The organism is Paenibacillus tianjinensis, assembly GCF_017086365.1.
Taxonomy (GTDB): Bacteria; Bacillota; Bacilli; order Paenibacillales; family Paenibacillaceae; genus Paenibacillus_AQ; species Paenibacillus_AQ tianjinensis.
Window position 1 is genome coordinate 3548494 of the sequence record NZ_CP070969.1, and the last position, 23785, is coordinate 3572278.

At 48.4% G+C, this 23785-nt stretch carries 28 protein-coding genes; 12 read left to right on the forward strand and 16 right to left on the reverse strand.

All coding sequences use genetic code 11. The features are described from left to right. Nucleotides 1-2: 2 nt before the first annotated feature. The 3 genes from JRJ22_RS15975 to JRJ22_RS15985 form a co-directional block, all read right to left on the reverse strand. Entirely contained in the window at nucleotides 3-1664 is a 1662-nt protein-coding gene (locus tag JRJ22_RS15975) for a DUF6138 family protein (protein ID WP_332461334.1), read from the reverse strand. A gap of 195 nt (nucleotides 1665-1859) precedes the next feature. Continuing rightward, complete coding sequence (locus tag JRJ22_RS15980; protein ID WP_206100482.1) at nucleotides 1860-2342, reverse strand: SRPBCC family protein; 483 nt, start codon at nucleotides 2340-2342, stop codon at nucleotides 1860-1862. 175 nt (nucleotides 2343-2517) lie between these two features. Further along, nucleotides 2518-2784 (reverse strand): hypothetical protein, encoded by a 267-nt coding sequence (locus JRJ22_RS15985; RefSeq protein WP_206100483.1) that lies wholly within the window; start codon nucleotides 2782-2784, stop codon nucleotides 2518-2520. Between the two features lie 197 nt (nucleotides 2785-2981). On the opposite strand from JRJ22_RS15985, the gene kduI reads away from it, so the two are divergent. Genes kduI through kduD form a run of 3 tightly spaced genes read left to right on the forward strand, consistent with a single transcriptional unit; the run spans nucleotide 2982 to nucleotide 5391 of the window. Then, on the forward strand, nucleotides 2982-3815 hold the full coding sequence (kduI, locus tag JRJ22_RS15990) for a 5-dehydro-4-deoxy-D-glucuronate isomerase (protein WP_206100484.1): 834 nt from the start codon (nucleotides 2982-2984) through the stop codon (nucleotides 3813-3815). Between the two features lie 34 nt (nucleotides 3816-3849). Beyond that, on the forward strand, nucleotides 3850-4605 hold the full coding sequence (locus JRJ22_RS15995) for a DeoR/GlpR family DNA-binding transcription regulator (protein WP_206100485.1): 756 nt from the start codon (nucleotides 3850-3852) through the stop codon (nucleotides 4603-4605). A gap of 30 nt (nucleotides 4606-4635) precedes the next feature. Next, nucleotides 4636-5391 (forward strand): 2-dehydro-3-deoxy-D-gluconate 5-dehydrogenase KduD, encoded by a 756-nt coding sequence (kduD, locus tag JRJ22_RS16000; protein ID WP_206100486.1) that lies wholly within the window; start codon nucleotides 4636-4638, stop codon nucleotides 5389-5391. A gap of 227 nt (nucleotides 5392-5618) precedes the next feature. Here kduD and JRJ22_RS16005 read toward each other — a convergent pair whose 3' ends face one another. The 3 genes from JRJ22_RS16005 to JRJ22_RS16015 are packed head-to-tail and all read right to left on the reverse strand — an operon-like array spanning nucleotide 5619 to nucleotide 7271. Then, nucleotides 5619-5978, reverse strand: a complete 360-nt coding sequence (locus JRJ22_RS16005) for a hypothetical protein (RefSeq protein ID WP_206100487.1) — start codon at nucleotides 5976-5978, stop codon at nucleotides 5619-5621. After that, nucleotides 5957-6136: a hypothetical protein gene (locus JRJ22_RS16010; RefSeq protein ID WP_206100488.1), complete on the reverse strand. Its 180-nt coding sequence runs from the start codon at nucleotides 6134-6136 to the stop codon at nucleotides 5957-5959. The genes JRJ22_RS16005 and JRJ22_RS16010 overlap by 22 nt, the downstream gene beginning before the upstream one ends. A gap of 52 nt (nucleotides 6137-6188) precedes the next feature. Then, entirely contained in the window at nucleotides 6189-7271 is a 1083-nt protein-coding gene (locus JRJ22_RS16015) for a stalk domain-containing protein (RefSeq protein ID WP_206100489.1), read from the reverse strand. A gap of 70 nt (nucleotides 7272-7341) precedes the next feature. On the opposite strand from JRJ22_RS16015, the gene JRJ22_RS16020 reads away from it, so the two are divergent. Both JRJ22_RS16020 and JRJ22_RS16025 read left to right on the forward strand, forming a co-directional pair. Beyond that, nucleotides 7342-7962 (forward strand): NUDIX hydrolase, encoded by a 621-nt coding sequence (locus JRJ22_RS16020; protein WP_206100490.1) that lies wholly within the window; start codon nucleotides 7342-7344, stop codon nucleotides 7960-7962. An 88-nt stretch (nucleotides 7963-8050) separates the two neighbouring features. After that, on the forward strand, nucleotides 8051-8281 hold the full coding sequence (locus tag JRJ22_RS16025; protein ID WP_206100491.1) for a hypothetical protein: 231 nt from the start codon (nucleotides 8051-8053) through the stop codon (nucleotides 8279-8281). 82 nt (nucleotides 8282-8363) lie between these two features. Here the strand turns inward: JRJ22_RS16025 and JRJ22_RS16030 are convergent, their stop codons facing one another. Beyond that, the gene (locus JRJ22_RS16030) at nucleotides 8364-8741 is read right to left on the reverse strand and encodes a hypothetical protein (protein ID WP_206100492.1); all 378 of its coding nucleotides are present in this window, start codon (nucleotides 8739-8741) and stop codon (nucleotides 8364-8366) included. A gap of 282 nt (nucleotides 8742-9023) precedes the next feature. On the opposite strand from JRJ22_RS16030, the gene JRJ22_RS16035 reads away from it, so the two are divergent. Next, complete coding sequence (locus tag JRJ22_RS16035; RefSeq protein WP_206100493.1) at nucleotides 9024-9875, forward strand: alpha/beta hydrolase; 852 nt, start codon at nucleotides 9024-9026, stop codon at nucleotides 9873-9875. A gap of 55 nt (nucleotides 9876-9930) precedes the next feature. On the opposite strand, the gene JRJ22_RS16040 is transcribed toward JRJ22_RS16035, so the two are convergent. Further along, nucleotides 9931-10317, reverse strand: coding sequence for a collagen-like protein (locus tag JRJ22_RS16040; RefSeq protein WP_206100494.1), 387 nt, complete (start codon nucleotides 10315-10317; stop codon nucleotides 9931-9933). Nucleotides 10318-10443: 126 nt separating this feature from the next. Continuing rightward, nucleotides 10444-11700 (reverse strand): acyltransferase family protein, encoded by a 1257-nt coding sequence (locus JRJ22_RS16045; RefSeq protein ID WP_206100495.1) that lies wholly within the window; start codon nucleotides 11698-11700, stop codon nucleotides 10444-10446. A gap of 468 nt (nucleotides 11701-12168) precedes the next feature. Here JRJ22_RS16045 and pyk point away from each other — a divergent pair, with 468 nt between their 5' ends. Then, entirely contained in the window at nucleotides 12169-13599 is a 1431-nt protein-coding gene (gene pyk / locus JRJ22_RS16050; RefSeq protein ID WP_206100496.1) for a pyruvate kinase, read from the forward strand. A 231-nt stretch (nucleotides 13600-13830) separates the two neighbouring features. Here pyk and JRJ22_RS16055 read toward each other — a convergent pair whose 3' ends face one another. Then, complete coding sequence (locus JRJ22_RS16055) at nucleotides 13831-14211, reverse strand: hypothetical protein (protein WP_206100497.1); 381 nt, start codon at nucleotides 14209-14211, stop codon at nucleotides 13831-13833. Nucleotides 14212-14433: 222 nt separating this feature from the next. After that, nucleotides 14434-15483: an SDR family oxidoreductase gene (locus JRJ22_RS16060; protein WP_206100498.1), complete on the reverse strand. Its 1050-nt coding sequence runs from the start codon at nucleotides 15481-15483 to the stop codon at nucleotides 14434-14436. A gap of 112 nt (nucleotides 15484-15595) precedes the next feature. Between JRJ22_RS16060 and JRJ22_RS16065 the strand changes: the two genes are divergently transcribed. The 3 genes from JRJ22_RS16065 to JRJ22_RS16075 all read left to right on the forward strand — a co-directional run bounded on the left by JRJ22_RS16065 (nucleotide 15596) and on the right by JRJ22_RS16075 (nucleotide 18271). Further along, nucleotides 15596-16129: a TetR/AcrR family transcriptional regulator gene (locus JRJ22_RS16065; RefSeq protein ID WP_206100499.1), complete on the forward strand. Its 534-nt coding sequence runs from the start codon at nucleotides 15596-15598 to the stop codon at nucleotides 16127-16129. Between the two features lie 82 nt (nucleotides 16130-16211). After that, nucleotides 16212-16559: an AbrB/MazE/SpoVT family DNA-binding domain-containing protein gene (locus tag JRJ22_RS16070; RefSeq protein ID WP_232380860.1), complete on the forward strand. Its 348-nt coding sequence runs from the start codon at nucleotides 16212-16214 to the stop codon at nucleotides 16557-16559. Between the two features lie 17 nt (nucleotides 16560-16576). Then, nucleotides 16577-18271, forward strand: coding sequence for an ABC1 kinase family protein (locus JRJ22_RS16075; protein WP_206100500.1), 1695 nt, complete (start codon nucleotides 16577-16579; stop codon nucleotides 18269-18271). Nucleotides 18272-18424: 153 nt separating this feature from the next. Here the strand turns inward: JRJ22_RS16075 and JRJ22_RS16080 are convergent, their stop codons facing one another. After that, the gene (locus JRJ22_RS16080) at nucleotides 18425-18829 is read right to left on the reverse strand and encodes a VOC family protein (RefSeq protein ID WP_206100501.1); all 405 of its coding nucleotides are present in this window, start codon (nucleotides 18827-18829) and stop codon (nucleotides 18425-18427) included. Between the two features lie 173 nt (nucleotides 18830-19002). Further along, nucleotides 19003-19887, reverse strand: a complete 885-nt coding sequence (locus JRJ22_RS16085; RefSeq protein ID WP_206100502.1) for a TetR/AcrR family transcriptional regulator — start codon at nucleotides 19885-19887, stop codon at nucleotides 19003-19005. A gap of 141 nt (nucleotides 19888-20028) precedes the next feature. Here JRJ22_RS16085 and JRJ22_RS16090 point away from each other — a divergent pair, with 141 nt between their 5' ends. Then, a complete protein-coding gene (locus tag JRJ22_RS16090) occupies nucleotides 20029-20607 on the forward strand; it encodes an isochorismatase family protein (RefSeq protein WP_206100503.1) in 579 nt (192 codons plus the stop codon). 142 nt (nucleotides 20608-20749) lie between these two features. Here the strand turns inward: JRJ22_RS16090 and JRJ22_RS16095 are convergent, their stop codons facing one another. Next, nucleotides 20750-21418, reverse strand: a complete 669-nt coding sequence (locus tag JRJ22_RS16095; RefSeq protein WP_206100504.1) for a TetR/AcrR family transcriptional regulator — start codon at nucleotides 21416-21418, stop codon at nucleotides 20750-20752. A 115-nt stretch (nucleotides 21419-21533) separates the two neighbouring features. On the opposite strand from JRJ22_RS16095, the gene JRJ22_RS16100 reads away from it, so the two are divergent. Then, a complete protein-coding gene (locus tag JRJ22_RS16100) occupies nucleotides 21534-22358 on the forward strand; it encodes an SDR family NAD(P)-dependent oxidoreductase (RefSeq protein ID WP_206100505.1) in 825 nt (274 codons plus the stop codon). Between the two features lie 171 nt (nucleotides 22359-22529). Here the strand turns inward: JRJ22_RS16100 and JRJ22_RS16105 are convergent, their stop codons facing one another. Both JRJ22_RS16105 and JRJ22_RS16110 read right to left on the reverse strand, forming a co-directional pair. Continuing rightward, nucleotides 22530-22997: a GyrI-like domain-containing protein gene (locus JRJ22_RS16105; protein WP_206100506.1), complete on the reverse strand. Its 468-nt coding sequence runs from the start codon at nucleotides 22995-22997 to the stop codon at nucleotides 22530-22532. Between the two features lie 181 nt (nucleotides 22998-23178). After that, the gene (locus JRJ22_RS16110) at nucleotides 23179-23709 is read right to left on the reverse strand and encodes a hypothetical protein (protein ID WP_206100507.1); all 531 of its coding nucleotides are present in this window, start codon (nucleotides 23707-23709) and stop codon (nucleotides 23179-23181) included. Nucleotides 23710-23785 lie beyond the last annotated feature (76 nt).

The following is a 23785-nucleotide window of genomic DNA, read 5'->3' on the forward strand; positions in this document are numbered from 1 at the left end:
CCTTAACCGCGTTTGGCTGCTTGAATCAGGCCGGTAAGGTATTGCTTCTTATCCCCTTCAGCTTTGTCAGCAAGCTTCTTCAGCTTGTCCGTCCCGCCCCAGATCAGATACACAAGATGTTCCACCTGGTAGTACTTGAGACTGTGGACTTGTTCGAGCAGCAGTCTAAGCAGCTCCCCCTCCTGCAATTCATCCCTAATCTTCAGCTTCAAGGTTTCCGTGCTGTATAGCATACATGTTACCAGCAAGGGAAGAGTCTCTCCGTTAAAGCCGTATTGTTCAACTAAAGCTGCTGTGAAGCTGTTCTGAACCGACTGATGTTCAACGTCTACCTTCTCCATGTATTGTCCTGCCAGCGGGAAATATACCGGATCTGTCAGACCCAGGCCGAAGACCGCATAGCTGCCCGGCATGCAGCTCTTCTCCCCTTCCATATCCGTATACCATTCGAAGGTTTCCATTGCCGCCTTGGCGTACTCTTCCAGCAATGGGTGTACCTCCGGATATTCAAGCGCGTTCGCAAAAAAACGGTGCGTGCCCGACTTGGCCAGTCCTTTCATCGGCAGCCAGCACTTAACTGCGGATTTCAGCTTTATCTGATAGCTTTTCGGAAAGCCCAGCTTAAGCAGATGAATCAGGAACCGGAGCGCCTGGGCGTAGCTCTCCCCTGACTCCTGTTTAACATGGACGCTCACCTCGGCAAACACATCATTAGCGCTGCATTCCACCCGTTCACCGCGCAATCTCACATCATCTTCAGCAAAGGCTCCGCTGCCCTGCTTCATCAGTTGTTCAGCCCGGGTACTGCCGAGTTCAATCGCACAATTCAAAAAAGTAAGCCCCACACTTCTGCTGAAGGAAGGCTCATATTTGAGGATACAAATGGCGGCATAAATTACAAGCTCGACGGAGCTTTGCCCGGTCACGTCCAGCATTGCTCCGCTTTTCTTCTTATATTCCCTCTGCCACTCTGTTCCTGTGTTCTCGAAATAACGGGGCAGCCACTGGTCCTCTACCCAATTCCTAAGCGCCGCAGTTAGAGTATGGCGGTGCTCCGCAAGATGCTTGTTCCCTTTGTTCAGCTCCTGAATTCTCTCAAACGCAGCGATGATTTTGCCGGAATCCAATTCCCCATACAGCCCCTCATCCAGCAGATGCCGGGAAAGAAAAAACGTTTCTAACGGCTTAGTCGGGTATTTCCCGGCTTCTAGCTTGCCCGAAATATAAAGGCTGATCCGTTCCAGCAGCTGCTCTTTCTTCTCCTCATCTACATAATCGAGAATACGTTCATTGACCTCTCCGCCGCGGACCCGGAACTTCCCGTCAAACGTAAACCGGTAGTCAATCACTGCCCGCGGTAGTGTATTTATATGGTGCTGCATATACGCAGCCAGCTCAGGAATCAGCTCCCGCACTTGATCCTCTGACAGCTGCTCACTGGTATTCTGTTTACGGTTACCCGGCAGTGATAGATCGAGCACATGATCTGTCACATCCACTCTGCCATCCGCATATTCAAGGAGTGCATAGCCGTGAATGCCCACCTGGAGCGGAGTGCGTTTCACAATTTTTTCTGCGTCCTTATCGTTGATATAGGCCATCCATTGGTCTATTTCCTTTTTCATTTTATCAAGAATTGTTTCCATCGTATGATTCATGTCCATTACATACTCCTTTACACAGCAGTATCGGCAGTAAAATTATTCATGCTAACTCTAGCATAGCCTGTCCGTGCAGCCGGAACAATTAGACGTAAGTATTATTTCGTATAATTCCCTTGGCGGCTTTCTTCCGCTGATAATGCTTTTCTTCTTTTATTTAAAAAAGCTGCCACAAGGGCAGCTCTTCACACTCAGCATTCAGCTCAGGCGGTATTCCTCAACCAGTGCAACATACGTTTCGTATTGTTGTTCCCATGCCCTTTTGCGGTCCTGAAATACCCCGCCATCCAATAAAGCTGCAATCACATCCAGACACACATGCCAGCCGGCGAGGTCTTTGGGAGTATGGTCCGTGAGTGTGCCTATGGTTTCAATCAGCAGCAGGCGGCAGCCCTCCGGCTCCGCATCCAGCTCGAAACGGACCTTATCTTCGCCCCAGCTATATTCCAGCACCGAAGCCGGCTTACACGCGGTAATTCTCATCTCGATAAGGTTGCCGTCCCGCATATCAAACACCATACTGCCACCGTTCCGTAGCTCTTTCACGCGAAGCTCGGAAAACCACTCCGGCAGCAGGTCATTGTCCGTCAGATAAGCCCAGACGCTGGTGACGGAATGCTTGAAATGTCGTTCAAACGTGGCTGTAGTTCCGTCCGGTACACTCTCTAGTTTGGCGATCATCAGGCGTTCCTCCTGTGTCATGTAATCTGCAGCTGCAAGCTGCTGAACCTGTTATTCCTAACAGTAACGGATTCAATCCCTAACCGCAAATCTGCTTACACTGTGTAATCATCCAAGCTTATCCGCTTACCATTATGCAGGGCTGCTGCTCCTTCACCCGCTGAAACTTCCAGCCTCAGCTGATCTCCGCCGGAGGCGATATATTCCACCGTAAGTACAATCTCCGTGTCAAAAACAGGCGCTTTATCCGACATCTCCGTTCAATCAGCTCATACTGGTGGGATAAATAGACGGCAAAATAAACATTATCAACATGCCCGAACATCGCCTGCGACTGCTCCAGCCACTCGCCCTTCGGCAAAACTCCGATGACTGTGCTGTCCGTGCCCCCGGGTACCGGAAACAAAGATATTACCGTACCTTTGTGATAAAGAACCTCCATATAAGGACTCTGGTGACGCGGATCGCCTTCCTTTTTACTATATTGTGCACACATTCAGTTCATATGGCAATCAGAGAACCTAAGAAATAAACTAAAATAAACGTACTAAAAAAGATTATGACTTGCAAAATGAACATATATGGATTAAATTGTACCTATACGAACGAAAATACGTTTGCGAAGGGATTGAATCCGCAATGGAAAGACGTTTTTCATCATACCCGAATGAAGTTAAGCAGTTTGACACCGAGCGTCTGCGCAAGGAGTTCCACATTCCTGTCATTTTTGCTCCGGATGAACTGAAGCTTGTCCTGACCCATGAAGATCGTATGATCGTTGGCGGTGCTAATCCGGTGAATGAAGATGTCGTACTGACCACTGACCTGAAAGAGCTTGGAGTAACTTACTTCCTGGAACGCCGCGAACTCGGGATTATCAATGTCGGAGGCAAAGGTTCGGTAGTTGTCGACGGAACTGAATATGAAATAGATTTCAAAGAATGTCTATATGTCGGACAGGGATCCAAAGATGTCGTTTTCAAAAGCGCCGACAGCGCAAAGCCGGCAAAATTCTACCTGAACTCGGCTCCTGCACACCAGTCCTACCCTACTACCAAAACAACGCTGGCTGAATCCGAATCCGGTGCACTTGGCGGCCTGGAGAACTCCAACGAACGTACCATCCACCGCTTTATCCATACGAACGGCGTACAAAGCGCACAGCTCGTAATGGGGATGACCCAGCTGAAACCGGGCAGCATGTGGAATACAATGCCTTCCCATACTCACCCGCGCCGGATGGAAGCTTACTTCTATTTCGATCTTCCGGACGATTCCATTGTGCTCCACCTGATGGGTGAGCCTACGGAAACCCGCCACATCGTGATGCACAACGAACAGGCGGTCATTTCTCCAAGCTGGTCGATTCACAGCGGTGTAGGTACACACAACTATACCTTCATATGGAGCATGGCCGGAGACAACAAACGTTATGATGATATGGACCCCGTAGGGATGAAAGAATTAAAATAGATTAAAAACCACTACGGAAAGACGAGGCAGGCGGATGAACCCGATACGGCGACACGAGATGATTATGGAAGTAATGCTGAACCAGAAAGATGTAACGGTGAACGAGCTGAGCGAGAAACTCCAGGTAAGCGGTAAAACCATCCGCGAGGACTTAAGCAAGCTGGAGGAGCAGGGACTTATTATGCGTGTGCATGGCGGTGCGGTGCTGGCACAAAGCGATCAGTTTGGCATTCTGCCCGTAAAGAACCCGTTGGATAAATACTCCGACGAGAAAACGGAGATTGCTCTGCGCGCCATCACCCATATCGAAGAGGATGACATCATTGCCCTGGACGGCGGAAGCACTACGCTGGAAATAGCCCGGCGGCTGGATAATATGCCTCTAACGGTTGTTACTAATGATGTATATATCATCAGCGAACTGGTTCCCAAAGATAACATCCGTCTGGTCGTTCCAGGGGGGTACCGTGTCCGCAATATGCTGGCCGGTCCCGAAGCCGTTACCTACGTGCGAAAGTTAAATATAGAAAAAGCATTTTTGTCGGCTACAGCCGTGCATATCGAGCATGGACTGTCAATTTACACCGGAGACTTAATTGATTTCAAGCAGGCACTTGTTACCACTGCCCGCAAGGTGTTCGCCGTTTGCGACCACCACAAATTCGGGCATACCGCGCTGCGCACCTTCGCTTCATTACAGGAAGTCGATGTGCTGCTTACAGACAGCGGTCTTATACCCGAAACGGTAGAACAGTTCCGCAGTGCAGGCATCAACATTGAAGTCGGTTAAACATTACTGGAATTAAAAGGAGCGATTTTTATGTCATCATTATTCAGTTTGGCAGGCAAAACAGCAATCGTAACCGGAGCAGGACAAGGTTTGGGTCAAGGCATTCTGCTGGCCTTTGCGGAAGCAGGTGCCGACGTGGTCTCCATTTCCCTGAACAGCAGTGAAGAATCCGTAAAAGCGGCTGAAGCTTACGGCGTAAAAGCGCTTGGCATCGAAGCTGACCTAAGTGATCACAGCAAACTGCAAGAAGTGTTTGACCAAGCGCTGGAATTGAACGGCCAAGTTGATATTCTCGTTAACTGCGCCGGTATGATCCGCCGTACTCCCGCCAAAGACCACAGTGAAAAAGACTGGTTCGATGTCATCAACCTCAACCAGAACACCGTGTTCCTGCTGTCGCAAATCGCCGGCCGCCACTTCCTGGAAAGAGGAACGGGTAAAATCATCAACATCTGCTCTATGCTGTCCTACCAGGGCGGGATCAACGTTCCTGGCTACACAGCAAGTAAACATGCTGTTGCCGGTCTGACCAAAGCCTTCGCTAATGAATGGGCACAATACGGCCTGAACGTTAACGCTATTGCTCCAGGCTATATGGCAACGGAAAATACAGCACCGATCCGTGCTGACCAGAGCCGCTCCGACTCCATCCTCGACCGTATCCCTGCAGGTCGCTGGGGAACTGCCGAAGACGTTAAAGGCCCTGCTGTATTCCTGGCTTCCGCGGCTTCCGATTACCTGAATGGTCACGTACTGGCTGTAGACGGCGGATGGCTGGCTAGATAAGATTTTCTTTTCCTCCGTTAAATACAAATGAATTCACTTCACCCGGGCGCCTCAGGTATCCGGGTGTTTTTTTGTACATAAGCTTACCTGCCATGCGTCGTTTCAATCTAAGTTAGTCTACAACTAAAGTTAATATAATCAGCACAAAGAAACCGTTCCTCAGCCAATGTGCACTCTTGCCCATCTTCCTGATTAACGGTTTCTAAGCACACGGCTCTCAAGCATTTTCACGCCAGTTCCACAAATTCACCCGGGTGAGCACGGATATAAACCGCGATGGCTTTTAAGCTCAGCCCGGACAGCTGCCCGAAGCGTTCGTATAACCCTCCGATCTGTCCGGCCAGCTCTTGATCCTGCTCCATATCATTGAATGCAGCCTCACTCCACTGCAGCCCCAGCCTGTCGTTCCGCAGTTCCAGCATCCCTCTGGTCTCCTCCAGCAGCCGAATCATTCCAGTATCCTCAAAGAACAATAACCCTTCCTGAACTCCGCTCCAATAGCCGGGGGTATCCAGCATATAGGAAATCCAGGCATAATACTCCGCTGCGGATTTATGGGCGTGATCTAGAATACCCGGAACGTACAAAGCGCCTTCTGCCCCTTGCTGAGCTGAGCAATCGGCTCTGCTTTGACTTCAGGCGATTTGCCGCGGATAAGCCCAAACGCCGGTTCCATACAGTACCACCCCAGCCGCTCATCACTTAAAGTCTGAAACGTAACAGAATCCATCTTGGCCCGATGCATATCACCGCTCCTATATTCATTTACCTACAGAATCTAATGTGATGCGTGCTCATCAGTCCATATACAGCAGCACTGTTCGAATCTGCTCTGCCGCCCGTTTATTCTGTTGATCCAGCGGGTCCAGTGAAATATTGCCGGTAATAATGATCAGCCCTTGATAATAGTAAATTTGTTTCTGGAATATATTCATCACGGCTCTGAGCGGTACAAAGGTCCGCCCATTTCGGATCTCAACCTTCGGAATGAAGGTCTTCTGATTATGATATTGCACGGTGGCTTCCAGCTTCTTGGCATTGACGCTAATTGAAGCACCGAACTTTGCGGCAATAAATTTCAGGGGAACCATCGTTGTACCTTCCCTGAGGTAGGGCACCACACTCGAATTAGCAGGATCAATCGCAGACTTATTGCCTTTAACCAGCACAACAGAATGTCCGATCTCCAGTACTACAGCATCCTGCAGAATATCATCCACTAAGTCATTCACGGCCGGCTGCCCGATACTCTGGCACGAACTTCCCTTATAAAGGACCATATAGTCGGTAATGATATCTATCGCTTCTTGTCGCATATCCTTGGTCAGCTTCGTATCGTTAAGCACCTGCTCCGTTATGACCCAGCTGCAGTCCATATTCTGCTGCGATTCCGCCAAGGCTTGGATCAAGGCAACCGTCAGGCTGTCCGGCAATGCCTTCTGCGCTGCGGTAATCCAGGTGATATCCGGGTCCAGATAATGGTCCAGCACCTTAAGGTAGCCGATAACAAATATCTCTGGCGCACTAAGCTTAGACTTGTCTAATGCCGCGGTTGATTTGCCGTATACCAGCTGCGCATATTCCTCCGCATGCTCTTTATCCGACCAGCTAATATCGGCATACAGAGCATTCATTACAGCTGCTTTCTCATCCAGCGGATGGTTAGGGGATGCCAAAAACTCTGCTACAGTGCGGCTTAACCCGTTTTTCTGGGCGCCGGCTACGATATCCACATCCAGATAGGCCTTATAAATGGCAGTTGATGTAACGGGAGAATCCGCGTGAACAAGCGGAGTCCCCTTTCCCAGAAACAGGCCTGACATGATCAATGATACCGCGATGACCAGTTTGCTAAGACGGGAGTTCAACAGTGTGTTCATATACATTCCTCCTTATGCTATATTTAGCTGACGTGGTACAAAGATGTGCTTTTATAAAGGGGGTTTAAGCATGAGTGAAGAAATTCTAACTACCTTTGATGATCATGGCAATGTTACCGGTGCTGCCTCCCGCGATGAGGTGCACCGTCTGGGGCTGTGGCATGAGACCTTTCACTGCTGGTTTGTCGGCCAGGGTCCTGAGGGCTTATCCGTTTACCTACAGCTGCGCAGTGAGCAGAAGCGGGACTATGCGGGGCTGCTGGATATTACCGCAGCCGGACATTTGCTGGCCCATGAGGTTCCGGAGGACGGTATACGCGAAGTACAGGAAGAGCTGGGTATTCTGGTGACTTATCTGGAGCTGATTCCGCTCGGGATCATTCCATATACGATGGATAAGGAAGGTTTCCTCGACCGTGAACGGGCCCATGTGTTCTTGCACAAGAACACTCTGCCTTTGGAAGCCTTCAGCCTGCAGCAAGAGGAAGTAGCCGGAATCGTGATCGCCAGCTTTGCAGACTTCTGCAAGCTCTGGGGAGGCGAAGCGGCGTCCATCCGTATTCGCGGCTATCGGATGGACGGGCACACACGGAACCCTATCGACGAGCTGGCCGATATCAGCCGCTTTGTCCCCCATGAGGCAAGCTACTATTTGCAGATCATTGCAGGTATTTCCGCCACTTTTGCTTAATTATACCAAATTACGTACTGGATGATGGAGATTTCAATGACCAAAACGCCTGATCTCGGCCACATTGGTCCCGCTCTTCCAGCACAGCGTGAACAGCAAGCAGCTGCCAAAAGTATTATCCGCACAGGCGGCAACCCTCCATCTGTTCTTCTCCATCTCGCTGCTTGGCATGGCCTGGGCGGCGGAAACCTTCGGCATTGTGAAGCTGTATGTCTTTGCCGCCTGCCTGACCTGCTCGGCCGTTGTCGTCGGGATTATATATGCTAAATCTCTGCGGAACGTCGAAGAGAGTTCCTCCAGAAATGAACAGACTCATTAATCGGGCTTCAGGAGAATCATCCGCTCCAAATGACAAAAAGGGCTATTGCTATCTGAAGCAATGGCCCTTTTTATGGATGAAGTTAAATCAGTGCGTTGAAATGGCCCTCCGAGTCCACTGTAGCCGTCCGGGGATCGGATAGACCGATGCCCTTAAAGCCCCCCTTACCTAAAGTCTTCCAGATTGGGGGCTGATCCTGCAGGGAAGCGGATACCACATCAACTGATGTGCTGCTCCCAATTTTTCTCGTGAGCTGGGCCTCTAACAGCCGGATTTGCCGCTGAAGCTGCTCCCGGCGGTTAATTGTCTGTACCTCATCGCTCTGCGCCGCATTCACCTTGTCCAGCTCCATCATCAGCCGGTCGCGTTGCTTCTCCAGGGAACTGACATCACTCTGAGTACCGCCATAGGCGGCAATGGCCTGCACCGAGCTGATTCCGGATAATGCTTGTGATATCATAATCTCCCCTCCATTTCCATGACTTCTATTAATCCCTATTACCCGGCTATGCCCGCCATGACAACATCCCAGCCGTTTCCCGGCGATAATCCTCACATAAAATATCGTTTTCCCCGTTCATAAGATGCATGAACCGCACCGAAAATTATGCTACCATAACATTTATAACAAGCCACAATATTTGAGGTGATCGGAATGTTAGAACGTTCCATGGAGAATGTAATGGAATCTGTGAAGGGAAGGAGTGATGTGTAAAACAAAAAAGAAATGAGGACGATGATAATGAATACAACCCATACGATTAAAAGCGATGGATTTGAACTGAATTATTGTGTTAAAGGAATTGGAAAGCCGGTTTTGGTGATAGGCAGCAGTGTTTATTATCCTCAACTATTCCCGGAAAATTTATATAATACCTTCCAGTTTATTTTTCTTGATCATAGAGGATTTGTGAAGCCGCCCCGTATGCTGCAACCCGAAGATTATAGATTGGACAAAGTATTAGATGATATAGAGACAGCAAGACAGGCGCTTAACTTAACCCATTTTATCCTGCTAGGGCACTCAGGACATGCGTTCATGGCCTTGGAATATGCCAAGAAGTATCCCTCCCATGTCCATAAAGTGGTCTTATTAAATTCGGCACCAACAAACAGCAAGGAAAGACAACATCAAAGTTTTGACTTTTTTAATGAAACGGCAAGTCCTGAGAGAAAAAGGCAGTTTGAGATGGACATTTCTCTGTTAGAAAGTGACATTCAGAACGATCCTGAACGGCGATTCGTGCACATGTGTATCCGGATGGGAGCCCAGAGCTTTTATGACTATAAATTTGACGCAGCCTATCTGTGGAAGGATGTATACACGAATATGCCAATTATCGATCATCTGTGGGGGGAAGCCTTCGGAGAATTGGATCTAATCCAATCACTCGCCAGCTTCAACAAACCCGTATTTGTCGGGTTAGGCAGGTATGATTATTCGGTAGGCCCTGTTTCACTTTGGAGTTCCGTAGATGCAACCTATGCGCACGTGAAAAAAGTTATTTTTGAGCATAGTGGTCATAATCCGATGTTTGAGGAACCCCAAACCTTTGAGAAAGAACTGCGCCAGTGGATTCTCGAGGACATTTAATGCTTTTCTGTGCATAACAAAAAGAACAGCCTGCTGGCTGTTCTCTTACGCTGCCCTAGAAGCAGGTGAACGAGCGGATCCGGTTCAAATCAATGCCAAAGTAACCCCAGAAAAACCCAAACCATCTGAACCCTGCAACAGAATTGCGCCCGACAAATACCGGGAAGAACCAGAATTGCTCGCCGTTGTTCAGCCAAATATAGGTGTTGCGGAACAGGCAGGGTCTGATACCGCCGGGGTCAACGGCATATGTGGTGACTGACATTTGCGGTACGAATTGCGGCGGCGGAGCCGTCGGCGCTTGAACGCCCCCCGGTGCACCTCCCGGAGTTCCGGGAAATCCGCCTGGCCCTCCCGGTCCTCCTGGTCCTCCGGGTCCACCTGGTCCGCCCGGAAATCCCGGAAATCCTCCGCCGGGTCCCGGTGTTGGAAAAAATCCCATATGTGATCGCTCCTTTCATTGAGTAGGCATAATCATCATATGTATTCGCGGAGTAGGCGCTTGGGCGGATTCCATGGAAATGTAAATTTTCTTGAGCTGCTAACTCCTCTTTTGAGAAGAAATAACTTATGTAGCTTCAACCAAGTGTGTATCCTTCCGCTTACGCCGAAAGAACGGTTTGCCCTTCGACCAGTTGATGAACGGCTGCTCTATGACATAATAAGAGATCGTCGCCGCCGCATACGAGATTGCAACAACGGATATACTGATGCCCAGCCATCGCCACACATCAGCGATCCCGAAATAGCGATAATCCTTAATACCGTACTTTTCGATTAGCGTAATGAACAAATAATGCCAGATATACAGGCCGAACGAAACTTTCGCAGTATATCGGAAAAAGCGGTTATCCAGTAGGCGCCCTAGGATCAAGCTGAACGGTGCTGACAATAGCACGACCCCGAACAAAATGGCATAAGCGGGAAAGTAGTATGGTTGATGCTGGAGGCTGAAGTCAAATTCGCCCTGATGGCGCATACGCCAGATTAGCAAGCCTGCAAGCACTAAGGCGGCTGCGCCGACTACGTCAAACAGCCCGTGCTTGCGAAGTCGCTCAATTGCAGAGCCGCGCTGCAGAATCGCGACTGTTACGCCCGCAGCAAGAATTCCGATGGTAAAGTGCCCGAAGAAACCGATAGGATTGTAATTTGGCATCCAGTATTTCGCACCGCCGAGCTGGCCATAATCCCACCCCCTCCCATTCCCGCCAGGCGTAAACCAACGGTGTACAAATGAGTTGGCGGCCAGCGTCACTCCAAAGGCGGCGACCCAGAACAATATCGCCTTTCCGAAGGAACGACGCTTGCTGAGCATAAACAACAAAGCCATAAATAAAGGCATAAGCATGTAACAGAATACCTCGAAGCTAATCGACCAGAATGGCCCATTCAGGTCAGACGGAAAAAAAGTGGTATAGTGGAAGCCCGACGTAAATGTAAAACCCGTTAAAATCCGCCGCCACAAGAACTCCGTAGGAATGTCCAGCCTCCATACAAGCAAAAGACAAACCAAAAACGAAACATAAAAGCCGGGCATAATTCTTGCAGCGCGGCGGACTGCATATTTTCGGATACTAGGATACACCTCATTATCCAAATACGCGTTCCAAAAGGGGAACGACAACAAAAATCCGCTTAACACGAAAAACAGGCTGACCCCGCTGTTCCCAAGCAGGACAACCGACTGCGCTTCTTGGAGCCAATGTTTTTGAGCGGGCATCGCCAGACGTTGTGACACATGATGCAGGATGACTGACAAGCAGGCGATGGCACGAACGCCATCCGCTCCTGTTAATTGGGTACTGCCTAACCTAAACTTCGACATCAGCTATACCTCTTTTCCGAATTTGACTTCCCCGACAGATGATCCGCCCGCATAGAAAACGAAATGGCCGTGGAACCGGACAGGATAACCGAAGCTAGAACACCCTATCTGCATGCCCGCTACTCCCCCCACTTACAATGGCTTTGTACATCAATTTCAGGTACTCCTATCTTTCCATAAATCATTGGAAAATCCTTCAAGGATTTTGCTATTCCGTAAAAGATATACCCCAGCGAAAAAAATCCTTTTCGTGGTGCATGCTAAATGATTTTGGATATTCCTAAGCCAACAAGAGTAAAATAACTCTGTCGAAGAAGGTATTACCATGATAGAGAAAAGATGGTTAGCTTTTCTCCTCGTTCTCTTTCTCGTGAAGTTATTTTTCGGATGAATCGTTATACGTTATAGTATGAGTTAGGGAAAACTTTCACAAGATTTCAACTTGAAATATAAGGGAGAGAAAAAGCCATGCGCAAAACTAAAATTGTCTGCACTATTGGTCCCTCCAGCGAAAGCCCTGAAATGCTACGGAAGCTGATCCGAGCTGGTATGAACGTCGCCCGCCTGAACTTCGCCCACGGAGAGCTGGATGAGCATGCGGAGCGCATTCGCCGCATCCGGGAGGCAGCCAAGGAGCTGAACCAATATGTTGCCGTCCTGCTCGACATCAAAGGGCCGGAAATCCGCATCGGCAAAATGGCCTCGGACTACGTGGACCTGGTACCGGGTGAAGATGTGGTTCTGACTACAGAGGAAGTGCTCGGCACCAAGGACCGCATTCAAGTCACCTACAAGCAGCTGCCCCAAGATGTGAAGCCCGGCAGCATTATCCTGATCGATGACGGTCTGGTTCGTTTGGAGGTCGTAAAGGCCGAAGGTACTGAGATCACCTGCCTCATCACGAACGGCGGCAAGCTGAAGCAGCGTAAGGGCGTCAACGTTCCCGGCATCAAAACCAGCCTTCCAGGCGTAACTGAGAAGGACATCCGGCACATCAAATTCGGTATTGAGCAGAATATCGACATCATCGCCCAATCCTTCGTCCGCAAAGCTGAAGACATTCTCGAGATTAAACAGATCCTGAGTAAGCACAACGCCGGCCATATCCAAGTGATCGCCAAGATCGAAAATGACGAGGGCGTGGAGAATCTGGATGCCATCCTGACCGTAGCTGACGGCCTGATGGTAGCCCGAGGTGACCTGGGTGTTGACCTGCCGGTGGAGGACGTCCCGCTGGTTCAGAAAGATATGATCAAGAAGTCCAACCTGGCCGGTAAACCGGTCATTACCGCAACCCATATGCTGGAGTCCATGCAGATGAATCCGCGTCCGACCCGCGCGGAAGCGGGTGATGTCGCCAACGCCATCTTCGACGGCACGGATTCCGTCATGCTGTCCGGCGAATCCGCCGCAGGCAAGTACCCGCTGGAGTCCGTTGAGACCATGGCACGCATTGCCGTCCGCGCCGAGTCCGTACTGGGAGACTACGGCCGCTGCAGCTGCAATGGTGACGCGGCTGCCACCGACGTAACCGGTGCTATCGGCGAAGCCGTTGCCCGCACCGCCCACATGCTCTCCGCCAAGGCCATTCTCGCAATGACCGAAAGCGGGTTTACCGCCCGCTCCATCGCCAAGCACAAACCGGCTGCACCGGTCATCGCCGTATCCACCAAGGAGAGCGTACTGTATGCCCTGTCCTTGACCTGGGGTGTAACCCCGCTGCTCCGCAGCGAGTCTGCTTCCAGTACTGATGCAGCAGTAGCAGCAGCCGTTGAACTGGCCAAGTTAGCCAGTTACCTGCAAGACGGCGATCTGGTGGTCATCACCGCAGGTGTCCCTGCAGGGCGCACCGGTACTACCAACCTGCTGCGGGTTCACAAAGTAGGCGAAGCGCTCTAAAAAGTAAAACAATCCGTAGCAGGAGCCTATCGCATCTGCTACGGATTGTTTTTGCCCCTCGTCCACCGTCACAGCCGTCTTAGATCCACGTTACATTAGAAGGCTTATAACAACCAGATTGGCTGACCTTTGAATTCTGCTGCCCTAGGATCAACGACCGTTAATCAAAAAAAGAAGGTGGGAAAATCGTCTGGTCTTCACCGGACACTTTCCCCACCTTCGCTCTCTTGTCTAAATTAACGCGTCGAAATGGCCCTCAGAGTTCACCGTTGCCGTCCGGGGATCGGTTAGACTGATGCCTACAAGGCCTCCCTTTCCTTCAGTTCGCCTGAGCGGGGGAAGGTCTTGAAGCGGAGAAGCCGGTACAAAATTGACCGGGGTGCTGCTCCCGCTTTTCTGCACCAGTTGGGCCTCCAGAAGCCGGATTTTCCGCTGCAGCTGCTCCCGTCGATAAGGAGTCTGCATCTCGCTACCCTGCGCCGCATTCACCTTGTCCAGCTCCATCATCAGCCGGTTTCGCTGCTTCTCCAGGGAACTGACATCGCTTTGTGTGCTGCCGTAAGCTGCAATGGCTTGGGCTGGGCTGATACCTGATAGTGTATGTACCGACATGATTGATCCCTCCGTTTCCTTGGCTCCCACGCCAAATCCAGCCAATTCGTAAAAGTTCTAATCATCTCTATTACCCAGCCGACCCCGCAATGACAACATTCCAGGCTGCATATCCGCAATAATCGTCGTATAGTCTCAGCCAGAAGCTTTGTTCGACCATACCAAAGACCTATCGAAGACTGGCGAAAGTCCCTTCAAGAAAGAATAAACGCCAGTCAATCCCTATGAAATCATCTGCTCTTTAATGATTTTTACCATACTGCTACCCGTTGCTATAATGGCTTCTTCTGCCGAACGTGGTGCCCATCCCAGTAGTTGTTTGGCTTTTTGATTACTCGTGGACATCTCATTTCCCAGGAGTGATGCAATCATTCTTAATTTCGGATTAAACACCGCTAGAATACGCACTGCAATGTTTGGAAGTTCGCTGTTGGGTACGTTTTTAGCCTCCTCCCCTAAATGCTTCCTCAACATCTTTGCAATATCCAGCATCGAAAGATTTTCTGCACTGGAAGCTATGAAACGTTCTCCGTTTGCTTCGGGGCGAACCATGGCCAAAATATGCAAATCCGCAACATCCCGGACATCTACATAATCTGAATAAATTTTAGGGACAGATTTTAGCTTGCCTTCTATCATTTGACGGACAGTCTCATTGGAATGGGAATAATCATTGCCTAGAATGGGCCCCATCACACCCACAGGATTGACAGTTGCCAGTTCTAATCCATTTCCTTCTTGGCGGATAAAGTCCCAAGCAGCTCTTTCTGCGAGTGTTTTCGATTTTTGATAGGGATGGATGTTTGCATCTGTATTAGACCAATCTTTTTCGGTATAGGGTCCTTGATGATGCTTGTGCCCCACACCAACCGCTCCGAAGGCAGAAGTTAGTACGACACGTTTGACCCCAGCATCACGCGATGCTCTGAGCACCCTCAGAACACCTTCACGGGCGGGCTGAATCATTTCATTTTCATCTTTATAAATTTTATTGGGTGTTGGAGAAGCCACATGGATGACATATTCCGCCCCTTTAACGGCCTCGTCCCAGTTCATATCAGAGGATAAATCTGCCTCAATGAATGACAATCCTGCAAAATTAGTCACCCCGACTGAACGTAACATGGCTTTCACTTCATCTTGTCTGCTCATGGTACGAAGTGTTGCCCGCACACGATACTCTTTCTTTAGTAATTGCAAAATAATATGAACAGCGATAAATCCCGAACCTCCGGTCACAAGCACCAGGGAATGATTATTTTCCGGCATCATGTATGCTCCTTCCATTGACGTTACAACTGTAACGGATGTACACTATTTTAGAACTGAACAAAATCTAAAACAAGTGGACAACAAACATCTGTGACAAAATGGAGGAAGTGTTATGGCAGCAACGGAGCACGCCCAAAACATTAAGAAAGACACAAAAGAATGGATTACTATTGCATTACTGGAGCTTTTACAGACCAAACAATTATCAAAGTTAACCATTTCAGAAGTCGTCAAAAAAGCTGGCGTCAGCCGGATGGCCTTTTATAGAAATTACGAAAGTCTTGAACAAGTATTGGTAGAGTATTACGAACCTAAATATGCAGATATATTTAATAAAATCGCCTTTCAGACTAGCCACGAGCAGAAAATAACAGATTTAACGAATTTTTTCCTTGCACTTTCTAGTGATTTTAAAACAGCGATTGACAGTGATTACAAAGAGCTGCTGTATCAAATCTTCAAGCACCATATTACTCAGTTCTATGACGAGATGATTCCCTTTCCGGACTGGACAGGCGCGAAACGAAGCTATTGGATAGATTTTATGAGTGCCGGTGTGTTTGAAATTTGGGTGATGTGGATCAAAAATGGTCAGAAAGAAACCTTGGAAGAAATCTCGTCCCTCATTCGGCTGTTTCATAAATAAAAAAGGGCAACACAATCATTGAAAATATGATTTGTATGAAATATCATACTCTTATGCAGATTGATTATCGAAGGAGAGATTAATGATGTATCAAAAAAAAGAAAATAGTCACGGACTCGGGCATGGCAAAGTGCTGGGAACAACTTCTATGGGTGAGAGAGGACAAATTGTTATTCCTAGAGAAGCAAGGGAAGAACTTGAACTCAAGCCGGGTGAGAAATTCATCGTTTTCGGAAATAAACGTAAGGGAGCCGTAATTCTGGTCAAAGCAGAAATGTTCAACAAATTTGCGGATTTCTTCATGAGTGCCTCGAAAAAGTTTGAAAGTATGGCCCAAGCGATCTTCGATAAAAACACTTCTATTCCTGAAGATGAGGATAATGAACCCGAGGTCGATGAAAAAAAACCTGAGGCCGACGAAAAAGGATGAGCGAATTCTTTACATTGATGAAGAATCTCCGGTTCAGAAGAACCATGCGGATGATTGTTAAGTTCGCCTGGGATTTCTGGTGGCTGGGCAGGCAAAAGCATTTTCTTTCGGGACGGCGCTTTGAAGCGAAAACCAAAGCCTTATACCGAAAACTTGCCACCTATTTTACGAAGACCGCAATGGATATGGGCGGATTAATTATCAAGCTTGGGCAGCATGTGAGTGCGCAAGTGGATATTTTGCCGAAGGAAATTATTGATGAATTGTCTAAGCTGCAGGATTCCGTAGATTCCGTAGATTTCTCCAAGATACAGCAAAAGGTAGAGAGTGAACTCGGAGCGTCCATTAGCGAGATTTTTGCTGAGTTTAGTACAGCCCCTATCGCAGCGGCGTCCTTAGGACAGGTACATCGGGCGACGTTACGGACAGGTGAAGAAGTTGCTGTAAAAGTAATGCGTCCCGGGGTCGAGGATATTATCGCCATTGATTCGAAATCCATACAAATCGCTATCCGGTTATTAAAACGCTGGACCAAGATCAGAGACTTCATGGACCTTGATGCTGTGTACGATGAGTTTCACGAAACGGTTCTGGAAGAGCTCGATTATCAAAAAGAGGGGCGAAATGCAGAGGATTTTCAGCTGCAGTTTATCCATCGGGATGATGTTGTCGTTCCAGCCATTCAGTGGTCCTATACAACTTCAAAGGTTTTAACCATGGAGTTTCTGGAAGGTGTAAAAATCAACAATTTTGCCCAGCTTGATGCTTGGGGTGTGGACCGGACGAAATTAGCGACGTCACTGATCGAAATTTTCGTAGAACAAATTCTATTAGAAGGCTTTTTTCACGCAGATCCGCACCCGGGAAATGTTCTCGTGCAGCCTGACGGTACCATAGCATTAATCGATTTTGGAATGGTCGGACGAATTGCCGATGATATGAAGGCGCAAATGGTAGCCCTTCTAATGGCCGTGTATTTAAAAGATGCTCACGGCGCCATCGATGCCCTTACCCGTTTGAAATTTTTGAGACGTAATGGGGATTTAGAGGTATTCTCAAGAAATCTTACGTTATTATTTGAACAAATCAACGGGGATACGTTTGACTTGAGCTTTGTAACGTCAGGTGATAATACAGAAGAGTTACGGGATTTCCTCTACTCTCAGCCCTTTCAGTTACCTGCAAATACAACATTTTTGGGAAAAGCCGTAGGTACGGTGTATGGGCTTTGTACTGGACTGGACCCTGAGCTTGATTTGATTGGGACCGTTAAGCCTTATGTTGAAGAGGTTGTGCGCAGCGATCTGCGGGGAAGTGTCTTTTCCAACGTTGTGGACGAAGGCAAGAATCTTCTAAAAGGAATCCTTCCTACGACCAAGAAGTTCATTTCGGCAGTAGATAAAATGGATAGCGGAAATTTAAGAGTAAAGCTATCAAGTTCCTTTGAGAAAAAATTAATAGATACGCAAAATAGGAATACAGGACGGATTATTGCAACCATAATAGGAGCGGTATCCCTTCTGACTGCTACAAACATGTGGAATGAAGTGAATCATATGGTATCTTATATTCTCGGTACTTTGGGGCTGATTATTATGCTTAGTCAGCTCAAAGTGAGAGAACGCCGCCGTGATGTAAGACATGCAAGGCAGATGAGAGCGATGCGGGAGCATAACCGGTTTGAAAAGTCGAAGTTTAATTCCCATAAATAACGGTCAAATAACAGCGAACTAGCGTCCGATCCAGGTCCGAGCCACACATGATTGCGCGCCGTTCTCCTTAGGGTCTGAAAATTAATGAAGAATGAGGAAGGATCGGGCGCGCAAGCTGTAACGGCGAGTTTGAAGGTCCTCCTTAACTGCCCGTTATTGTCTACCTTTAAACCGTTTAATCGCATCCTCGGTCACCGGCTCGAAGAGGTTAACAAGGTTTCCATCGGGATCGCGGAACAACATCGAACGGTTCCCCCATGGCATCGTGGTCGGTTCCTTTACCCAATGTTCGACAAAAGGCTTCAAGCGCACATATTCGGCTTCCACATCGTCGACGAGGAACTCAATAATGACTGTACGATTATTGGCCCCCACCACGGAATCGGCCCCGAATAGCTGCGCTGTCTGGGTGTGGCCGATGGCAAGGGAGCATGATGGCACAACGAATTCGGCAAATACAGGCGCAGGCCGCTCCGCGGAAACCCCTAATATTTTCTCATAGAACGCAACGAGACGATCCACATCGTCAGTAATGATACGTACAGAAGCAAAATTCACAAGAGTTCATCCTTCCTGATAATAATAGATTTGGTTATTTATCTCCTTTACATTTACATGTCCAATGATATAAAAACGCTACTGACAACGTTATGTCAGTAGCGTTTTAGAATTTTTGGAACTTCCCCACGAATCTGATTTCTAATGTAAAACGGATATAACACAAGGCTTTCTCACTCTTCCAGGACAAGTTGCTTTAATTGAATGACCGGACTTCTCAGCTCCTGTTCTTGTTCCAAGTAGGCGCAAAGCGCCTGAATGAGCGATCTCTTGGGCTGAGTCTGAGAGATCTCCGTCCCCAGCAATTGAACAATCTCTTGCAGCTCCCTCCGCCGGGCGAGCCCGCTGGGCCAAGCCTCAAGCAGCGCGGTCACTCTGCCGAACAATTCTCCGATTATTCTTTCTTTTTCGTTATTCCAGTCCTTTGAATCTGCATGAATAAACTTTGTGAAAGCGATTTGTCCAAGTAGCCCCTTCGAACCTGACCTAGACATATGTTCGACTAGCGCATCCATTTTATCGACGATGAACCAAGCTGTATCCTCTATCGACAGCTGCTTCACCTCGAAGATGATGCGCTGCAGATAGTCCTTCAGGATCGCGCGGTATATAAAAATCAGATCCCAGAGAAACGATTCGATTCTCTCACCATATACTTCAAGCAGCCAGTATCTATGCCACTCCATCATACGGGCGCGAACATGATTCCTTAGTGAACGGAACGTTGCGTACTGCGTAATAGGAAGCTCTATGAAATCAACCATAATGTGACTGTATTCAATAAAATACTGAAAGCGAAATACAATTTGATTGACGAGCTGCTCCTTGGGAGTGCCCGTCCCGGTTTGTTTCAGGTGCTCCGCCCGCTCAAAATAAACCGTCTGGCACTCGTCGAAAACCGCGCACATTAAGTCCTCTTTGGACGGAAAATATTTGTACACCGAGCCCTTTGCAATGGAACAATCCTGAGCAATTTCCTGAATGGAGGTCGCCAAAAAACCTTTTTCTTTAAACATCCTAGAAGCCGAACGAATAATATCCTGTTTGGTTACACTCATCCTCACGTATCCCCCACTTGACAACATTAAACTCATAGTACAAAATTATGAACATAGAGTCAATTGACCCATTATTCAAAATATTAAACTTTAGGTCACGCTGAGGACAGACTCGATTTCTTAGTTGGAGTGTGATTGATCTTGGAAGAACTTTTGTTTCATTTCCCTAAGACGGCATTAATCGTAATCGACTTGCAAAAATGGCTTGGAACCGAGTATGCCCCTCACTCGGCAGAGCAAGTCGTCACCCGCGCTGCCACTATGGTTCAAGCATTCCGTGAGGCAGGAGCATTCGTTGGGCTTGTTCGCGTATCCTCGAAAGACTTCAAAGATATGCCTCGTCCAATGCTGGATCAGGCCCCCCCTACCTTCAATCTGGTGCCTGGATGGGATGAAATTGTGCCCGAGATCGGAGTCACTGACACCGATCATTTAATTACAAAGCGCCAATGGGGAGCATTTTACGGAACAGATTTGGATCTGCAGTTGCGCCGGCGGGGCATCACGACGATCGTGCTTTGCGGCATTGCTTCTGGAATCGGCGTAGATACCACTGCGCGTGAAGCCTTCGCCCATGGGTATCAGGTTATTTTTGCGGCAGATGCCATGACCGGCTTCAGCGAGGAGGAACATGAACACGTAATTAAGGTCATCTTCCCGCGCATTGGCAGAATCCGCAGGGCCGAGGACATTCTTGCTTGCGCCGCCCTTCAATCTTAAGAAAGGCTGTGACAGGCAACTTGCTCCTCACCTGTCACTGCCCTCTCTCCCCGTCCGCGCAGCTTTTCTGCTCTTCATCACGACCGTTCCCTCATGACCCATTCGTGGAGGATGTTCCTTCCACAGCAAAAGACAGCCTTCCTTATTCCCTCTCATTTGGAGATGTTAACGGATTTTTGAGGGCAGGCAGTAGAACGCCGTCAATTAGTGAAGTATAGAAATGCTTGTCGAATGTTTTGCGCTGTACGAGTCCGCGATAAGAAGCCATTGAAGTAATAACCTGGCAAGCCATTTCAATGTCCGCGCGGGTGGAGATTTCACCGCGGCAGACGGCCCGGTGCATGAGCTCACGATTCACTACAGCCCACGGTTCGAAAATTTCTCCGTTAATTGATTCCGGATTCTGCGAAAAAAAGGAGCCCAGGCCTGCGAGTACTCGAAGTTTGCGTTCACCTTCTTCGAGCGATTGCGGCTTCAATAGCGCAAGCAGATCACTCTGCAAAGTTCCCGTATCGGGCAAGAGCTCAAGCTCAAGATGATTTCGATTCATCCAGGTCAAGGCATCCCGGACTAGCTCTGCCTTGGAGGACCAGCGGCGATACACCGTTGCCTTTCCGGCCTTCGCTCTAGCTGTGACCATATCCATGGTCATTCCATCAAAACCGGCATCGGCGAGGATGTCGATTGTCGCTTCCAGGATTTTAGCATCCCGCGTATGATCTCGTTTACGGCCTAATGTTTTCGCCGGTTTTTCCGTTACTTTGTTAGCTAATTTGGATCTGACCGACTCTTCATTATTAATCTTATTCATAAAATTTAACTCCCTTTTTTGATACTTAATAGTTCCGAAACTTGACAGTTCCGTATTGTGCTGCTTTAATTTAAGTATCCCACACAGAACAGGGAATTTAAAGGAGGAGTATACCATGGACAAAAAAGCCTGGTTCATCACGGGAGCCTCTCGCGGTTTAGGACGCATATGGGCAGAAGCTGCGCTCGCTCGTGGAGATGAGGTTGCGGCTACCGCCCGCAAATTGGAAGACGTTTCTGATCTGAAGGAACGCTTCGGAGATCTCGTTCTTCCCTTGGCACTCGACGTAACGGATGCTGAGCAGGTTCGCCAGGTTGTTCAGCAGGCTTATTCCCATTTCGGCAAGCTGGACGTTGTCCTCAATAATGCCGGTTATACCTTGATCGGTATGGTCGAGGAGGCAAGCGAAGCCGATGTTCGCGCTCTGTTTGACGCAAACTACTTTGGTTATCTTCGAGTCATCCAAGCCGCTTTGCCATTGCTGAGGAAGCAGGGCAGCGGGCATTTGCTCAGCGTTTCAAGCTCCCTTGGGATCGAGGCAAGGCCGCTCATAGGCTTCTATTGCTCCTCCAAATGGGCGGTCGAAGGACTCCACGAAAGCCTGGTGCAAGAGGTCAAGGACTTTGGGATTAAGGTGACGCTGCTCGAACCCGGTGCCTATGCGACCGAGTTTGGCGCTTCAGGTAAGCGAGTACCGGAAATGGACGTCTATGCCGATGTGCGGAAGCAGGTGTTCACGCGTCTATCAAACGAAAAACGCGGCAATCCTCAAGCGACTGCAGATGCCGTGCTCAAGATCGTGGACGCAGCAGAACCCCCACTACGATTTGCGCTCGGTTCGGAAGTCTTGCCTATGGCATGCGGCATCTATGCTGACCGTCTAGCTACCTGGGAAGCCTGGGAGACTGTATCGAATGCAGCGCAAGGTAATCCTACGTAATAAGCCTTGCAAATGGACTGGAGCGGACGTCAACATCACTTAGCAGAGTATATATCAGATAACCAACCGGCTTTTCAATTTAAGAAGGAACCTCTCCGACTTTATCGAAGAGGTTCCTTGTTATAAGCATGAATATTGTCCTACTTGTGATACGGTTCGTATTTCCGAGGCTTACTTAGCAATAATCGGTACGAATATATCTGATAGATGATAGCCCATTCTCTCTTTGAATATCTTGGGTGTAGTGACATGAGTCATAACGTATCGCTCTGCTGGATCATTCTCGCTTGTTGATAGTTCGAAGCAACCGCTTGCCTCTACCCATGAACGAATAGACGCTTTCGTTTCCTCAATTGCTTCTTCCTCTGCGTCCTTTGAAGCAGAAACCGCATACAATCCCCCAGGAAAATCAATAACCTCGTATCCACCTGTATCCTCATGTCCTTCCGGCAGCGCAAAAAACCATTCCATATACTGTTGCTTGACGTTATACCACATAAAGTCACGGGGTGTTATGTAATGCTTGACATTGATGGATGACCACCATTGGTCGAACGCTTCGAAATCCTCCATAGCCGATAGGTTTCCCGAATTAACAACTTTTAACGGTGGAATATCGATTACACGGATTCTCTCCAATTCCACTTACCTCCTAGGATAAATGTAGTTTCTTACCCAAGAGATTAGGTGAACTGGATGGATTAGGAAATGATATGAATCACAAGTTTCCAACATACCCTATCTTTTAAATCGGAATCATAATTCCAACAAAGAAAACCGTCAAGGTTGACACTTTCATGCACCCTGACGGTTTTACGCGTTATTTCACTTTTTCCCATACCAGATTATCAATTTTCCAGCCCGCATTCGTGTAAACCAAAGTGATGATTTCATTGTGCGGGGCATACAGGCCATCACCGACCACATTAGTTACTGTGATCGTCTTACCGTCCTTTGTATTTTCGATGCTCACACTGTCTTCGGTAAGACTGTTGATGAACGTCCCCTCCAACAGCTCACCACCCTCGTAAGCATACGCCCACGTTCCGTCTGTTTCCTTGAGGTTGCCACCCTTTAGCTCGATCTGATCCACATAATTGCGGGTGAACAGCGGGTCAAAGTGCTCATAAATTTCTTCTGTAGTTAGCATCGGCTTCTTCGCGAACAGCTTGTTGCTCATCCCGATCGCTTGTGAGATTAGCGTGATGGCTTCCTCTTTGTTTAAAGGCTTGATTGCCTTGGGGTCTGTAGACGTATTCACCGGCCCGGAATCTATTTTACTGGAACAACCAGTAATCATCAAAGCTGCAATCAGCAAGAGCATACCCGGCCATTTTGATAATTTCACCATTTTGCACTCCCTTGTCTTTAATAATGGCACTGCCGCATTCTTTTAGTCTTCCGTGGCACGCCTTACACCATTTTAA